Origin of the sequence: Halobaculum rarum (assembly GCF_040025155.1) — an archaeon.
GTDB classification, from domain to species: domain Archaea; phylum Halobacteriota; class Halobacteria; order Halobacteriales; family Haloferacaceae; genus Halobaculum; species Halobaculum rarum.
In genome coordinates, this window is the sequence record NZ_CP157275.1 from 611,839 (window position 1) to 627,328 (window position 15,490).

At 68.8% G+C, this 15,490-nt stretch carries 16 protein-coding genes; 15 read left to right on the forward strand and 1 reads right to left on the reverse strand.

Annotated elements, in window-relative coordinates; genetic code table 11:
* The first annotated feature begins 141 nt into the window (after window positions 1-141).
* The 7 genes from ABJD39_RS03225 to dnaG all read left to right on the forward strand — a co-directional run bounded on the left by ABJD39_RS03225 (window position 142) and on the right by dnaG (window position 7,100).
* Window positions 142-420, forward strand: a complete 279-nt coding sequence (locus tag ABJD39_RS03225) for a DUF7123 family protein (protein ID WP_348612092.1) — start codon at window positions 142-144, stop codon at window positions 418-420.
* 87 nt (window positions 421-507) lie between these two features.
* On the forward strand, window positions 508-2,265 hold the full coding sequence (gene pyk, locus ABJD39_RS03230) for a pyruvate kinase (protein WP_348612095.1): 1,758 nt from the start codon (window positions 508-510) through the stop codon (window positions 2,263-2,265).
* Between the two features lie 56 nt (window positions 2,266-2,321).
* A complete protein-coding gene (locus tag ABJD39_RS03235) occupies window positions 2,322-2,546 on the forward strand; it encodes a DUF7312 domain-containing protein (RefSeq protein ID WP_348612097.1) in 225 nt (74 codons plus the stop codon).
* A gap of 24 nt (window positions 2,547-2,570) precedes the next feature.
* Complete coding sequence (locus ABJD39_RS03240; protein WP_348612099.1) at window positions 2,571-3,224, forward strand: NfeD family protein; 654 nt, start codon at window positions 2,571-2,573, stop codon at window positions 3,222-3,224.
* A 62-nt stretch (window positions 3,225-3,286) separates the two neighbouring features.
* Complete coding sequence (locus ABJD39_RS03245; protein WP_348612101.1) at window positions 3,287-4,444, forward strand: SPFH domain-containing protein; 1,158 nt, start codon at window positions 3,287-3,289, stop codon at window positions 4,442-4,444.
* A 130-nt stretch (window positions 4,445-4,574) separates the two neighbouring features.
* Entirely contained in the window at window positions 4,575-5,192 is a 618-nt protein-coding gene (locus tag ABJD39_RS03250) for a winged helix-turn-helix transcriptional regulator (protein WP_348612103.1), read from the forward strand.
* A 429-nt stretch (window positions 5,193-5,621) separates the two neighbouring features.
* Window positions 5,622-7,100, forward strand: a complete 1,479-nt coding sequence (gene dnaG / locus ABJD39_RS03255; RefSeq protein ID WP_348612105.1) for a DNA primase DnaG — start codon at window positions 5,622-5,624, stop codon at window positions 7,098-7,100.
* 38 nt (window positions 7,101-7,138) lie between these two features.
* Here dnaG and gpmI read toward each other — a convergent pair whose 3' ends face one another.
* Window positions 7,139-8,686, reverse strand: a complete 1,548-nt coding sequence (gene gpmI / locus ABJD39_RS03260) for a 2,3-bisphosphoglycerate-independent phosphoglycerate mutase (protein WP_348612107.1) — start codon at window positions 8,684-8,686, stop codon at window positions 7,139-7,141.
* Between the two features lie 357 nt (window positions 8,687-9,043).
* Here gpmI and ABJD39_RS03265 point away from each other — a divergent pair, with 357 nt between their 5' ends.
* The 8 genes from ABJD39_RS03265 to ABJD39_RS03300 all read left to right on the forward strand — a co-directional run bounded on the left by ABJD39_RS03265 (window position 9,044) and on the right by ABJD39_RS03300 (window position 15,479).
* Window positions 9,044-10,210, forward strand: a complete 1,167-nt coding sequence (locus ABJD39_RS03265; RefSeq protein WP_348612109.1) for a DUF373 family protein — start codon at window positions 9,044-9,046, stop codon at window positions 10,208-10,210.
* A gap of 97 nt (window positions 10,211-10,307) precedes the next feature.
* On the forward strand, window positions 10,308-11,684 hold the full coding sequence (locus tag ABJD39_RS03270; RefSeq protein ID WP_348612111.1) for a geranylgeranyl reductase family protein: 1,377 nt from the start codon (window positions 10,308-10,310) through the stop codon (window positions 11,682-11,684).
* 165 nt (window positions 11,685-11,849) lie between these two features.
* Window positions 11,850-12,131, forward strand: a complete 282-nt coding sequence (locus tag ABJD39_RS03275) for a 50S ribosomal protein L44e (protein ID WP_348612112.1) — start codon at window positions 11,850-11,852, stop codon at window positions 12,129-12,131.
* A gap of 2 nt (window positions 12,132-12,133) precedes the next feature.
* Window positions 12,134-12,307: a 30S ribosomal protein S27e gene (locus tag ABJD39_RS03280; RefSeq protein ID WP_348612114.1), complete on the forward strand. Its 174-nt coding sequence runs from the start codon at window positions 12,134-12,136 to the stop codon at window positions 12,305-12,307.
* A 150-nt stretch (window positions 12,308-12,457) separates the two neighbouring features.
* Window positions 12,458-13,258, forward strand: a complete 801-nt coding sequence (locus tag ABJD39_RS03285) for a translation initiation factor IF-2 subunit alpha (RefSeq protein ID WP_348612116.1) — start codon at window positions 12,458-12,460, stop codon at window positions 13,256-13,258.
* A gap of 18 nt (window positions 13,259-13,276) precedes the next feature.
* Window positions 13,277-13,495: an RNA-protein complex protein Nop10 gene (locus ABJD39_RS03290; RefSeq protein ID WP_348612118.1), complete on the forward strand. Its 219-nt coding sequence runs from the start codon at window positions 13,277-13,279 to the stop codon at window positions 13,493-13,495.
* Window positions 13,496-13,739: 244 nt separating this feature from the next.
* The gene (locus ABJD39_RS03295; RefSeq protein ID WP_348612120.1) at window positions 13,740-14,504 is read left to right on the forward strand and encodes a proteasome assembly chaperone family protein; all 765 of its coding nucleotides are present in this window, start codon (window positions 13,740-13,742) and stop codon (window positions 14,502-14,504) included.
* A 189-nt stretch (window positions 14,505-14,693) separates the two neighbouring features.
* Window positions 14,694-15,479 (forward strand): aldo/keto reductase, encoded by a 786-nt coding sequence (locus ABJD39_RS03300; protein ID WP_348613688.1) that lies wholly within the window; start codon window positions 14,694-14,696, stop codon window positions 15,477-15,479.
* Window positions 15,480-15,490 lie beyond the last annotated feature (11 nt).

The window sequence follows — 15,490 nt, forward strand, 5'->3', positions numbered from 1 at the left end:
CGCGGGCGTGTTAGGCGACCGTACCGACGCGGCCGATCCGGGACGCCGATCGCGGTCGAGTCCAGCGCGCGATCGCCAGACTGCGGCGTGTTAACCCCACGTACCAAACCCCCTTTGAGGCGATACCTCGTGGACAGTGATATGAGCGCGACGAGCACCGTCGAGTCGATCGAGAGCGGGGACGCCGCGGCCGTCGAGGCGAGCGTCGACCTCAGCGACAAGCAACACCGGATCCTCGCGTACCTCCGCGAGCACGCCGCCGAGCAGACGTACTTCAAGTCCCGGCTCATCGCCGAGGAGCTGGGCCTGTCGGCGAAGGAGGTCGGCGCGAACATGTCGGCGGTCGTCGACGCCGCCATCGACATCGACGTGGAGAAGTGGGGCTACTCCTCGGGAACCACCTGGATGGTCACGCGGTAACCGGCGCGCGACGACCGAACTGTTCACTCGAAACCGAGTTTTCTCCGCAGGCCTTTATATCCGTGCGCGTGACCTTCGGGTAAGACTATGCGACGAGCCAAGATCGTCTGTACGCTCGGGCCCGCCTCCGACGACCGAGCGATGATACGGGCGCTCGCCGACGCCGGGATGTCCGTCGCCCGGCTCAACGCGAGCCACGGCGACACCGACCACCGCGGCGAGGTCATCGACCGCATCCGCGCGGTCGACGACGCGACGGAGGAACCGCTCGCGGCGATGCTCGACCTCCAGGGCCCCGAGATCCGGACCGCCGAGATCGACGAGCCGATCGAGGTCACGACGGCCTCCGAGGTGCTGTTCGTCGAGGACGACACGGCGACCCCCGAGCGGATCGGCGTGACACACGCGATCACCGAGACCGAACCGGGCGACCGTGTGCTCCTCGACGACGGCCGTATCGAGGCGACCGTGACCGCGATGACCGACGAGGGCGTCCGCGCCCGGATCGACTCCGGCGGCGAACTCGGCTCGCGCAAGGGTGTCAACATCCCCGGCGTCGACCTCGGACTGCCGACGATCACCGAGGCCGACGAGCGCGAACTCGACCTCGTCACCGACCACGATGTGGACTTCGTCGCCGCCTCGTTCATCGGCGACGCCGGCGACGTGTACGCCGTCTCGGACGCGCTGGAGGAGCGTGGCGCGGGCGACGTGCCCGTCGTCGCGAAGATCGAGCGCGCGGACGCCGTCGAGAACCTCGACGGGATCATCGACGCCGCCTACGGCGTCATGGTCGCCCGCGGCGACCTCGGCGTCGAGTGTCCGCTGGAGGACGTCCCGATGGTCCAAAAGCGCATCATCCGCAAGTGCATGGACACCGGCACCCCCGTCATCACCGCGACGGAGATGCTCGACTCGATGGTCCGCTCGCGACGCCCGACACGTGCGGAGGCGTCGGACGTGGCGAACGCGGTGCTCGACGGCACCGACGCGGTCATGCTGTCGGGCGAGACGGCGATCGGTGACCATCCGGTTCGCGTCGTCGAGACGATGGACCGGATCGTCACCCGGATCGAGGCGAGCGACGAGTACGCCGAGACGCGCGAGGACCGGGTCCCGTTGGCGCAGACCGGATCGAGAACGGAGCCGCTGGCGCGCTCGGCGCGATTCCTCGCCCGTGATACCGATGCGGCCGCCATCGTCGCCGCCTCCGAGTCCGGCTACACCGCCCGCAAGACGGCGAAGTTCCGACCGGCGGTGCCCGTCGTCGCGACGACGCCCAGCGACCGCGTTCGCCGTCAGCTCGCGCTCTCGTGGGGCGTCCAACCGATGTACGCCGACTACCACGGCAGCATCGAGGAGGTGATGGACTCGGCCGTGTCCGCCGCCCTCGAGACCGGCGCCGCGGAGTCGGGGGACACGATCGTCGTCCTCTCGGGCATGATGACCGAGTTGGAGGGGACGAACACGACGAACACGCTGAAGCTCCACGTCGCGGCCGAGACGATCGCCACCGGTCGTCACGTGGTCGGCGGGCGTGTCTCCGGGCCCCTCCGCCGGCTCCCCGACGGCGACCTCACCGACGTGCCGGAGGGAACGATCGCCTACCTCCCGGCTTACTTTGACGCCGAGTTCACCGGCGACACCGGGAAGCTGGCGGGCATCATCGACGCCCGTGCGGGGATGACCGGCTATCCCGCGCTCGTCGCCCGCGAGATCGACATCCCGATGATCTCCGGTGCGCCGCTGGCCGACGACGTGACCGATGACACCACGGTGACGGTCGACGCCGAGCGCGGCGTCGTCTACGAGGGCGACGTGATCAGTCACGCACGGCGGCGCTGACCGCTTCCACCCGAGACCCCGACACCTCTTTACCACCGCGCCGGCTAGCCCGGTTCATGTCGGACGACCCCCGCACCGACGCCACCGCCGGATCGGACGTCGACTCGGACGACAACGAGTGGCGCTTCGGCATCGACGAGGTCGGCCCCGAGGCGGAGGCCGCGCGCGAGGCCGCACGCAACCCGCCGATCGAACCGGAGTCGATCGACGCCGAGAACGCGCTGTTCGTCGTCGCGGGCGTCCTCGGGACGCTCCTGTTGGTGTTCTCGGTGACGCTTTAACCCCGCCGGCCCCAAGACCAGTCCATGCTGCTTCAGTCGGGCCTCGTCGCCCCCGAGACCCTCCCGTTGTTGCTGGTCGCCGCCGGGCTCGTGCTCTCGATCGCCGAGGCGGTCGTCCCCGGCGCCCAGTTCATCGTCATCGGGGTGGCGCTCCTGGCGGCCGGGCTTGTGGGACTCGCGCTCGGTCCCCTCGCGGGTCCGTTCGTGCTCGGCCTACTGGTGCTCGTGTTCGGCGCACTGGCGTTCTACGGCTATCACGAGTTCGACCTGTACGGCGGCAAGGGACAGGCACAGACCTCCGACTCCCGGTCGCTTCGGCGGTCGAACGCCCGCGTTACTGAGACCGTCACGCCCACCGGAGGTGAGGTGAAGTTGGACGAGGGCGGATTCAGCCCGTACTACTCCGCGCGGTCGGTAGACGGTGAGATACCCGTCGGCACCGAGGTCATGGTCGTCGATCCCGGCGGCGGCAACGTCCTCACGGTCGAGTCGTTGGAGGGAGGCGTCGACGACATCGACCGAGAGCTGGCGAAGGGGCGGCGCGACGCGACGGCCCCGGACGGGAGCCTCGACGCTGAAGACAGGGAGCCCGGCGATGCGGGCAACGGGGAACGCGACGACGTGGTCGACGAGGAGCGCGCGGACGCCGACGCAGAGCTCGACTCGGAACGGGAGTGAGTCGCCGGCGGCAGCGTGACAGCGGGCGAACGCTTTAAGACTCGACGGCCGAAGCGCTAGCCATGGTCCTCCCACTGCAGATCCTCGGACTCGGCCCGGCGGTGATCGGACTGCTGTTCCTGATCGTCGCGATCGTCGCCGTCTATCAGGCGATCGTGATCGTCGACGCGTACGAGAAGAAGGCCCTCACCGTGTTCGGCGAGTACCGGAAGCTGCTCGAACCGGGTATCAACATCGTCCCGCCGTTCGTCTCCCGGACGTACACCTTCGATATGCGCACGCAGACGCTCGACGTGCCGCGTCAGGAGGCGATCACCCGGGACAACTCGCCGGTGACCGCCGACGCCGTCGTCTACATCAAGGTGATGGACGCGAAGAAGGCGTTCCTCGAGGTCGAGGACTACAAGGTCGCCGTCTCCAACCTCGCGCAGACGACGCTGCGCGCGGTGCTCGGCGACATGGAACTCGACGACACGCTGAACAAGCGACAGGAGATCAACGCGCGGATCCGCAAGGAGCTCGACGAGCCCACCGACGAGTGGGGGATCCGCGTCGAGTCCGTCGAGGTTCGGGAGGTCAACCCCTCGAAGGACGTCCAGCAGGCGATGGAGCAGCAGACCTCCGCCGAGCGCCGTCGCCGCGCCATGATCCTCGAGGCGCAGGGTGAACGGCGCTCCGCCGTCGAGTCCGCCGAGGGTGAAAAGCAGTCGAACATCATCCGCGCACAGGGTGAAAAGCAGAGCCAGATCCTCGAGGCGCAGGGTGACGCCATCTCCACCGTCCTCCGCGCGAAGTCCGCCGAGTCGATGGGCGAGCGCGCCATCATCGACAAGGGAATGGAGACGCTGGAGCGCATCGGCCAGGGCGACTCCACGACGTTCGTGCTCCCGCAGGAACTCACGAGCCTCGTCGGCCGCTACGGCAAGCAGCTGACCGGCTCGGACGTGCAGGACTCCGAGGGGCTCGACTCGCTCGACTTCGACGCGGAGACTCGCGAGATGCTCGGACTCGACGACATCGAGGACATCCTCGGCGAGATCGACGAGGCCGCCCAGATGGATACGGAGGCGCTCGAACAGGAGGCGGCCGCGGTGAAGGAGGGGGACATCGGCGGCTCCATCAAACCCGCCGACGAGGTCGTCGCCGAGGCCGACGACGACGCGGGCTCGGACGGCGAGTCGGCCGCCCCCGAAACCGAGGCGGAACCCGAAACGGAGTAGCCGACGCCGCCGAGGCCGACTCAGCTTCGCCGGCTATCCGCTTGTTGCAGACTTGCTACCGGTCGTTCGCCGCCTTGTCATCGTCTGACACAACGACACCCTTTTGCCCACAACCTCGCTACGGTTCGGTGTGACACGCGAGGTCGACGCGGACAAGCGCGCCACCCTCCGGCGCTTCGCCGCCCTGGGGGCCGCGACGCCGCTGGCTGCCAGCGCTCGCGCGAGCGCGGCCGGCGGCGACGCCGACGAGTCGGCTCCCCGCGACGCGATCCGCGGCTACCTCGCGACGACGCCCGGCGCCCACTTCTCGAAGCTCCGGGACGACCTCTCGCTGGCGACCGGCGAGACCCAACACCACCTCAAGCGGCTGGAGTCGGACGGCACGGTCGTCTCACAGAAGGACGGCGACTACCGCCGGTACTTCCTCGCGGGGCGGTTTTCGGCGTTCGAGCGCCGCGCACTCGGCTATCTCCGACGCGAGACGCCGCGGGGAATGATCCTCGGGTTGCTTCAGGAACCCGAGGCCTCCGGCGCGGACTTAGCGCGCGCGCTCGACGTGTCGCGGCCGACGATCTCGACGTACGCGGGCGAGCTCGCGGACGCCGGGCTGCTTCGGACCGACGACGGCTACCGCGTCGCCCGTCCGGAAGCCGTCATCGCGCTCGTCGTCCGGTATGCCGACTCCTTCGGGGCCGGCGCGGTCGCCTTCGCCGACGACGCCGCGAGCTACATCAGCTACGACGGCTGACCGGCGCTGCGTGTGTCGTCGGGTGCGACGCTCATTTCGCCGCCAACGACAGTTACTCCGTCGCCAGCGACGCCAACACCTCGTCAGTCGTCGAAAGCGTCGCGAACTCCCCCAGATCACACAGCGCCTGTCGATGGTCCTCGTTACTCCCTCGGAGATCACGGTGGAGAGCGGCCGCCCGTCGCGGCGGGCCGACCGACCGGTTCGTGCCCGAGGTCGGGACCGGGCGATACTGGCTCTTTCGCGGTCGGATCGGCACGAGGGTCAGTGACCGCTCGTCCGACTCGCGTCGTGTTCGGCGGGCGAACGTCCATGTTCTGTCGGATACGGTCGCCTGACGACAGGTATTTCCATCACCGCTCCCTTATATACGCATCGGCGGTTTCACCGCCGTGACATCACCATCACACCCCATGGAGGGGACATCACATGGACGATTCAGCCAAATATCTCATCCACGCCAGAATCACGGCCGACGGCGTCGTCGAACGGAGCGACGTCGTCGGTGCCGTGTTCGGACAGACGGAGGGATTGCTCGGCGACGAGCTCGACCTCCGCGATCTCCAACAGTCATCGAAGATCGGCCGAATAGACGTACAGATCGACAGCGAGAACGGCCAGAGCTTCGGCGAGATCACCATCGCGTCGGGGCTCGACAAGGTCGAGACCTCCATCCTCGCGGCCAGCCTCGAGGCGATCACGCGCGTCGGCCCCTGCGAGGCGCGCGTCGAGGTGGCCGAGATCGAGGACATGCGCTCGGCCAAGCGCCGGGAGGTCGTCGAGCGCGCGAAGGAACTGCTCACCTCCTCGTTCGACGAGTCGGTCATGGACTCCACCGAGATCCTCTCGGAGGTCCGCGAGGCCAATCGCGTCGAGCGCATCGACGAGTATCGAGACCTCCCAGCGGGGCCCCGCGTCCACGACTCCGACGCCATCGTCGTCGTCGAGGGGCGCGCGGACGTGCTCACGCTGTTGAAGTACGGCATCAAGAACGGCGTCGCCGTCGAGGGGACGAACGTCCCGGACGCCGTCGCCGACCTCACGGCCGAGCGCACGGTCACCGCGTTCCTCGACGGCGACCGCGGCGGCGAGCTCATCCTGAAGGAGCTCGCGCAGGTGGGCGACGTTGACTACGCCGCGTTTGCTCCGGAGGGACGCTCGGTCGAGGACCTCTCGCGCCACGAGCTGATGGCCGCGCTGCGCGAGAAGGCGCCGTTCGAGTCGCTCGATCTCGACGCGGCCGCGGCCGACCGCGACGACGCAGACGCGACCGGCCCCGGCGTCGCCGCCACCGACGGCAGCGCCACGCCCGCGCCGGACGCCGACCCGTCCGCCGGAAGCGAGTCGCCGGCGACCGCGACGACTCCCGAGACCCCGAGCACTCCCGGCACCCCCGTCGACAGCGATGAACTCGGCGACGAACCCGACGCCGACGCAGCCGGCGACGTTGACGCTACCGCTGGCGATGTCGACAGCGACGACGGCGCTTCGACGGACGTGTCCGGGAACGGCTCCGACACCGTGGAGACGGATGCCACGGAGACGGACGCTGCGGACACGGAGGCCGCGGAGGAGGCCGAATCCGCCGCCGACGGCGACCGAGACCGCCCGCGATCGTTACAAGACCACGTCGTCGCAGTCGTCGCCGAGGGCTCGAACCGTGCGCGCCTGCTGGACGCCGACTGCGGCATCGTCGAGGAGGTGCCCGCGGCGGACGTGTTCGACGCCGTCTCCGGCGCCGACGGGTCGCCGGTCGCGCTCGTGCTCGACGGGGAGTTGACCCAGCGCGTGCTCGACGTGGCCGCCCAGCGCGGGATCGATCAGATCGTCTCGGAATCGGAGGGCGAATACGTGAAGCGACCCGCGAGCGTCCGCGTCGTGACCGCCGACCGACTGCTGTCAGCGTAGGGAACGACGCCCCGACGCGCTCGCTGCTCGCTCGCCGACTACTCGTTGGCGTCGTCCACTTCGACCAGCAGCGACCCGCCCGTCATCGCCTCCGGCTGTTCGACACCCACGAGCGCCAACAGGGTCGGCGCGATGTCGATCAGCGAGCCGCCCTCCCGGACCGTCATCCCTCCGTCGTCGCCGGCGGGTGTGACCGAGACGAACGGTACCGGCGCGAACGTGTGCGCGGTGTGGGGATCCTCAGGGGTCCCCATGTCGTCGGCGTTGCCGTGGTCGGCCGTGACCAGCAGGTGTCCGCCAGCGGTACGGACGGCATCGGCGAGTCGCCCGAGTTCACGGTCGACCGCCTCGACGGCCGCGACGGCCGCGTCGAAGTCGCCGGTATGACCGACCATGTCGGGGTTCGCGTAGTTGAGTACGAGCACGTCCGGATCCTCTCTCCCGATCAGATCGATCGCGGTATCGGTGAGCTCTCCGGCGCTCATTTCGGGCGTCTCGTCGTAGGTGGGCACGTCGGGGCTCGCGACGATCCGGCGCGACTCGCCGGCGAACTCCACCTCGCGGCCGCCGTTGAGGAAGTAGGTGACGTGGGCGTACTTCTCGGACTCGGCCATCCGCAGTTGCGTCAGGCCGGCGTCCGACAACATCTCGCCGAGGGTGTCCTCGGGCTGGACCGGCGGGAACGCGGCCGGGAGGCCGAACTCCCTGTCGTACTCGGTCATCGTCACCAGTTCGATCGCGGGCGGGGTCGTCTCGATACCTTGCGCCTCCCAGTCCGCGGGACCGATGTCGGCGAGCATCCGGGTGAGCTGGCGGGCGCGGTCGGCGCGGAAGTTGAAGAAGACGACGCCGTCGCCGTCCTCGATCCCCGGCTCGCCGTCGATCACGGTCGCGTCGACGAACTCGTCGGTGACGCCGCGCTCGTAGCTTGCCTCGACAGCGTCGACGGCGGAGGCGGCGCTGTAACCGGCTTCCCGGTTCACGATCGCGTCGTACGCTCGCGCCGTGCGCTCCCAGTTGCGGTCGCGGTCCATCGCGTGGTAGCGCCCGCAGACGGTGGCGGCGTCGCCGGTGCCGCGGTCGGCGGCGTGCGCCTCCAACTCCGCGAGGAAGTCGCGGCCGGAGTTCGGCGCGGTGTCGCGGCCGTCGGTAAAGGCGTGGGTCACGGCCTCGATTCCGCGGTCGGCGGCGGCGTCGATCAGCGCGTGGAGGTGCGCCTGATCGCTGTGGACCCCGCCGTCGCTGACGAGCCCGAGGAAGTGGACGCGGCCGTCGGTCGCCTCGGCGTGGTCGAACGCCCGCTCGATGGCGGTGCCCTCGACGAACTCGCCGGCGTGGATCGCGTCGTTGATCCGGGTGTACTCCTGATAGACGGTGCGGCCGGCGCCGATGTTCATGTGGCCGACCTCGGAGTTGCCCATCTGGTCGTCCGGCAGGCCCACGTCGCGGCCCCAGGCGGTGAGCGTCCCGAACGCGCCCGCCTCGCGGAGCCGATCGAAGTTCGGGGTGTCGGCCGATTTCACTGCATCTCGTCTGTCGTGATCGCCGAGACCCCAGCCGTCGAGGATGACGAGCGCCGCTCTCATGGTCGTTGGGCGTAGGTTCTGCGGGCGGCCTGTTGACTGCGTCGGTTCCTGCGATCATCGGAGCGTGGTATCGTCGGAAACTCGGCCGGGATCGACTCGTCCCAGTTCCCGAAAGCCCCCGCGGCTGTGCGCGAAGGCGCGGACCGACAAGCACCGCAGGCGAGTGAACGAAGTGAACGAGCCGAGGAGCGCAGCGGCCGCACCGAGTTCACAGCCGTGGGGGCTTTCGCGGTCGATACCGCGGTCCCCGTGCTTGCAGTGGTCCCCTCAGCAGTGGCACCCGATCAAACGACACCGACCGATCCACACGATCGCCCGAAGGCAGATATACCCGGAGAGATAATCCGCCGCACGGCAATGATCCTCGTCCTCCCCGTCGACCTCGACGACGACCTCGGCCGCAAGACCGGCGTGCGCACGCCGGTCATCGGCCGAGATGCCGTCGAGGAGGCGGCGGTGCAGCTCGCCACCGCGGACCCGGAGGACTCCGACGTGAACGTCCTGTTTCAGGCGATCAACGCCTACGATGACCTCCGATCCGACCCCACCGTCGACGAGGAGGTCGCCGTCGCGGCCGTCACCGGCGTCAACGAGGGCGACGTGAAGGCGAACCGCGCCGTCGGCGAGGAGATCGACACCGTCCTCGCGGCGCTGTCGACCGGCGAGGAGGTCCGCGCCATCGTGATCACCGACGGCGCCCAGGACGAGTCGGTGCTCCCGGTGATCCGCTCGCGCGTCCCGCTGGACGGCGTCCGCCGCGTGGTCGTGCGACAGGCGCAGGACCTCGAGTCGATCTACTACACGATGAAGCAGGTGCTGTCGGACCCGGAGACCAGAGGGACGATCCTCATCCCCCTCGGTGTCCTGCTGCTCGTGTACCCCTTCTCCGTTATCGCCGGGATATTGGAGCTGCCCGGGGCGGTCGTGTTCGGTTCGATCTCCACGCTCTTGGGACTGTACTCGCTGTGGCGGGGACTCGGGCTGGAGGAGGCCGTCGACGGAGTCGCCGAGCGCGTCCGGACCAGCCTGTACGCCGGGCGCGTCACGATCGTTACCTACCTCGTCGCCGCGGCGCTGCTCGTCATCGGCGGGGTGCAGGGCCTCGATGCCTTGGAGGCCGCCGAGCCCGCCGGGGGAGCCGGGGCGGACGGCGTCTCGATCATCCAGCAGTTGGCGGTGTTCGTCCACGCGTCCGTCCAGTGGGCCGCGGCCGCCGGCATCACCTCCTCGTTGGGACAGGTGACCGACGAGTACCTCTCCGAGCAGTTCCGCTGGCGGTATCTGAACGCGCCGTTCTACGTCGTCGCGATCGCGATCGTGTTGTACGGGCTGTCGGGGTACTTCCTCCCGAGTCTCCCGTCCGCCGGGACGGCGCCGCTGTCGCTCACGAGGCTCGCGTTCGCGCTCACCGCCGGGACGCTGATCGGCGTCCTCTCGACGCTGACGTTCGCGGTCGCGGAGTCGTGGTTCCCGCAAGAGCCCGACGGCGACGGCGACCGCGAGGGCGAGACCGGCGCGATCTGACGACGGCGGGACTCGATATCGGCGCTATCCGGGCCGGTCCGGACGGACCGCGGTCGGATACGCGCCTTTTTTGAGGGCCGATTCGGTAGAAGGGGCTATGTCTGCGGCATCGGACTCGTACGATATCGTCGTCGTCGGCGCGGGCACGGCGGGAGCCTTCGCCGCCTCGACGGCCGCCAGCGAGGGGCTCGACGTCGTCATCCTCGAGCGAAAGCCCGAGGAGGAAGCCGGCCATATCGCCTGCGGCGACGCGATCAAGGGGAAGTCGACGTTCCCGGACGTCATCGACCTCGAGTATCTCCGCGAGGAGTCGTTCACCAACCAGAGCATCCAGCGTGCGGTGTTCGAGAACCCCAAGACCGGCGAGGAACTCGACGTCCCCTTCGGACAGGCGGGCGCGGTGATCGACCGCAAGCGCTACGGCGAAGTGATCCTCGAGGAGACCGAGCGCGCCGGCGCCGACATCCACTACGACACCGTCGTCCAGGACGTCCTGCAGGACGACGACGAGCGGGTGACGGGCGTGCGCGCCAAACGAAACGGCGACACCCTCACCTACGAGGCGGAGCTCACCGTGGACGCCGCCGGCGCGCTGTCCATCCTCCAGGACAAGGGCGACTTCGGCGACGCGAGCTTCGACACGAACGTCTCGTACTCGCAGTTCTGCTCGGCGTACCGCGAGGTCGTCGAGGTGCCCGAGCCCGTCGACTACGAGGACGCCATCGTGTTCAAGCCGACCGAGGAACTTGGCTATCTCTGGTACTTCCCGCGGACGGGAACCGAGATCAACGCCGGCCTCGGGTTCCAGATGACCGAGCCGCCGATGAAGCTCGTCGAGGTGCTCAAACGCGACATGAGCCGCCGCCCGGAGTTCGAGGGGGCGACCGTGAAGGACAAGCTCGGCGCCGCGCTTCCGACGCGCCGGCCGTACGACTCGGCGGTCGCGGACGGCTTCGTCGCCGTCGGCGACGCCGCGGGGCACGTCAACCCCACCACCGGCGGCGGCATTCCCGGCGCCGCGAAGTCGGCCCACTGGGCGGTCAAGCGCGCGATCGACGCCGTCGTCGAGGGCGACGTGACCGAGGAGCGGCTGTGGCGCTACAACCACGACGTGATGACCGACTTCGGGAAGCGCTTCGCCGCGATGGACGTGTACAACATCTGGGGGACGGCCCACGACGTCGACGAGCTCACCGACGTCATCACCGCGCTCCCGGCCCAGCAGCTGTTGAACGCGATGACGAAGGGGGAAACGTCGATGAGCTTGCGCCTGAAGCTGAAGACGGTGTTCGACACGTACGGCCACTGGGACACGCTGCGGGAGCTGTACAGGGTCCGCGGCATCGCCGGCGACCTGAAGGACCACTACGGCCGCTACCCGGAGCGACCGGGCGCGTTCGACGCCTGGCAGGAGCGTCGCGACTCGCTCATGGACGACCTGTACGCGGTCTCCGGCGCGGACCCGAAGTACTGACGCCGCGCAGGTTCTCCTCCCGCCGCTGTCCCGCTCTTGTTCCGCCGCTGTCTCGCCGTTATCTGTCGTCGCCGACGACTGTGGCCCGTTCACACGCGCGACAGCTCCGTACCGTATGGGTTTTAAGCGCCGACGCAGAAGCACGTAGCAAGAGGAGATCCCGCTATGGAGATGCCACGCCGGATGAACACGTACTGTCCGCACTGTAACGCCCACCACGAACACGAGGTCGAGAAGGTCCGAACCGGTCGCCAGACCGGCATGAAGTGGACCGACCGCCAGCAGGCCCGCGGCACGTCCGTCATCGGGAACTCCGGCAAGTTCTCGAAGGTGCCCGGCGGCGACAAGCCGACCAAGAAGACCCACCTCAAGTACCGCTGCGGCGACTGCGGCAAGGCCCACATGCGCGAGGGATGGCGCGCCGGTCGCCTCCGGTTCCAGGAGTAACGATGGCGGGAAGCTTCTTCCGCGTCACGTGCCCGGACTGCGAGAACGAGCAGGTCGTCTTCGGCAAGGCCTCCAGCGAGGTCAACTGCGCCGTCTGCGGGACGACGCTCGCGAGCCCCACCGGCGGGGACGCCGAATTCGCCGGCGAGGTCGTCGAGACCGTCGAAGCCCGTTAACGGCGTTCTCACCCCTCGCCGATCTCACCACTCACCGTTCTCACCGCTCCGGAGCGGCTGCTCCGTCGGTCAGGCGTTCGTCCGTCCGCGGGCGTGTCTCGGCCCCGTCGATTGACAAACGGTATTAGGCTCGGTCGGGTACACTCGCGTATGAAATTCACCGGCTGGCCCGAGCAGGGCGAACTCGTCGTGGGCGAGATCGACGAGATCGCGGACTTCGGCGTGTTCGTCGACCTCGACGAGTACGAGGACAAGCGCGGACTGTGTCACGTCTCGGAGGTCGCCTCCGGGTGGATCAAGAACATTCGCGACCACGTGAACGTCGGCGACCGCGTCGTCGCGAAGGTGCTCGACGTGGACACATCGAGCCAGCAGATCGACCTGTCGATCAAGGACGTCAACGACCACCAGCGCTCGGACAAGATCCAGGAGTGGAAAAACGAGCGCAAGGCCGACAACTGGATGGGCATCGCCTTCGGCGAGGACGTCGACGACGACACCTACACCGCCGTCGCCGAGGCGCTGTACGCCGAGTTCGAGTCGATGTACGACGGCTTCGAGGCCGCGGCGATCCACGGCGAGGAGGCGCTTGCGGACACCGACCTCACCGACGAGCAGGTCGCGGCCATCGCCGAGACCGCCCGCGAGAACGTCTCGGTGCCGTACGTGACCGTCACGGGCTACGTCGACCTGGAGTCGCCGGGCCACGACGGCGTCGACGACGTGCGCGGGGCGCTGGAGGCCGCCGAGGGCAACGGCGAGGTCCCCGAGGAGATCGAACTCGACGTGTCGTACGTCGGCTCCCCCGAGTACCGCATCCGCGTTCGCGCGCCCGACTACAAGACCGCCGAGACCGAGTTGGAGACGTCCGCCGAGCGCGCCCGCAAGAAGATCGAGGCGGCGGGCGGCACCGGTCGCTTCCACCGCGAGCGCGAGACCGAGGACGAGTAACCCCACGGCTCACGACACGTGAAATCCGACATCCGGGTGTGTTCGGCGTGGGAGACGGCCCACGACCGACCCGTCTACACCCTCGGCGGCGCCTGCCCCGAGTGCGGCGCCAACGCGGTCAACTCCGCGCCCGCGCCGTTCAACCCCGAGGACCCGTACGGGGAGTACCGACGGCGCGCGCGGGTACGGAGCCGCGACGGCGACGCCGACCGCGACGGCGACAGCAACGACGGATAACGGTACACGATTTTCCGCCGCGATAGCGATCCCAACCAGCCGCGGGCGTGCACACCGTACAGACAGGCACGGTGGCGCCCGTCCGAACCCCGGGTGGGACTGGAAGGGGCGGGGGCTTCCGCGGTCGTATCCACAGTCACCGTCTCCGAATCGACGGACACCTCGAGACCTGCGGATCCAATACCGGCTGATGGAACGGATCGAGCCGACGCGTCTTTACCTCCCCCGCCCGCCACCAACGAGCATGGACGACATCGACATCGAGGTCGTGAGCGATCCCGATCTCACCGACCCCGAGTTCATCGAGGGACTTCCGGGCGTCGGCCACGTGGGCAAGCTCGTCGCCGAACACCTCGTCGAGGAGTTCGACGGCGAGCTCGTCAGGCGCGTGTACACGACCGACTTCCCGCCGCAGGTGACCGTCGACGACGACGGCGTCGCCGAGCTGACGCACGCGGAGTTCCACCACGTCGACGCCGACGGTCAGGACCTCATCGTGCTGACCGGCGACCACCAGGCCGCCAGCAACAAGGGGCACTACACCCTGACGACGGCGTTTCTCGATATCGCCGAGGAGTTCGGCTGCGGGCGCGCGTTCGCGCTCGGCGGCGTTCCCACGGGCGAACTCATCGAGGACGACGAGTACGACGTGCTCGCCGCGCGTACCGACGACACCGACCGCGAGGAGTTGGAGGCCGCGGGCATCGAGTTCCGCGAGAACGAACCCGCCGGCGGCATCGTCGGCGTCTCCGGGCTGGTGCTCGGGCTGGGCGCCCGGCGCGGCCTCCCGGCGGCGTGCCTGATGGGCGAGACCTCCGGCTACCTCGTCGATCCCAAGAGCGCGCAGGCCGTGCTCGAAGTGCTCCAGAACCTCCTCGACATCGAGGTCGACTTCTCGGACCTGGAAGAGCGCGCCGAGGAGATGGAGGAGGTCGTCGGGAAGATCCAGGAGATGCAGGGCGGTGGCGGCGGGATGCCCAGCGAGGACGAACTGCGCTACATCGGCTGACTGCGCACGGGCCGACCGCGAACGAATTGGCCGCACACGAGTCGAACGCCGTCACGACGGCGGCGTGACGCACCCGCATACCGGCAGTCCGCGCGCCTGCCACAACGCCTTTTCGCGCGAGCCGCGTCCGATCGATCGATGACAGACCAGCAGTCGGTCGACCTCGACGACGTTCCGTCCGCAAACGGCATGCCCATGCTCGGACTCGGCACCTGGGAGAACACCGACCCCGAGGCGTGCCGCAACGCGGTCGCGACCGCCCTGGAGATGGGGTATCGCCACGTCGACACCGCACAGATCTACGGCAACGAGGCGGAGGTCGGCGACGGTATCGCTCGCGCCGATGTCGATCGCGAGGAGGTCTTCCTCGCGACCAAGGTGTGGATCGACAACCTCGCGCCCGAGGACGTGCGCCGAACGACCGAGGAGAGCCTCGACCGCCTCGGCGTCGACGCCGTCGACCTCATGTACGTTCACTGGCCGGCGCGCGAGTACGACGCCGAGGAGACGCTGAACGCGTTCAACGAGCTGTACGACGACGGCCTGATCGAGCGTATCGGGATCTCCAACTTCGAGCCCGAACAGGTCGCCGAGGCCGTCGAGATCAGCGACGCGCCGATCTTCGCCAACCAGGTGGAGCTACACCCGCTGCTCCAGCAGCCGGAGCTTCGCGAGGCGTGCGCCGAGCACGACGTGGAGGTCGTCGCGTACTCGCCGCTGGCGCGCGGGAACGTGTTCGACGTACCAGAGCTGACCGAGGTCGCCGAGAAGCACGGCGCCAGCGAGGCACAGGTGAGCCTCGCGTGGCTGCGCGAGAAGGGCGTCACCGCCATCCCCAAGGCGACGAGCGAGGCGCACATTCGCGACAACTGGGAGTCGCTCGGCGTGACGCTCGACGACGAGGACGTGGCAGCGATCGACGCGATCGGCCGCGAGGACCGCCGCGTCGACCCCGGATTCGCGCCCTGGAACTGAGGTCAGCGGCG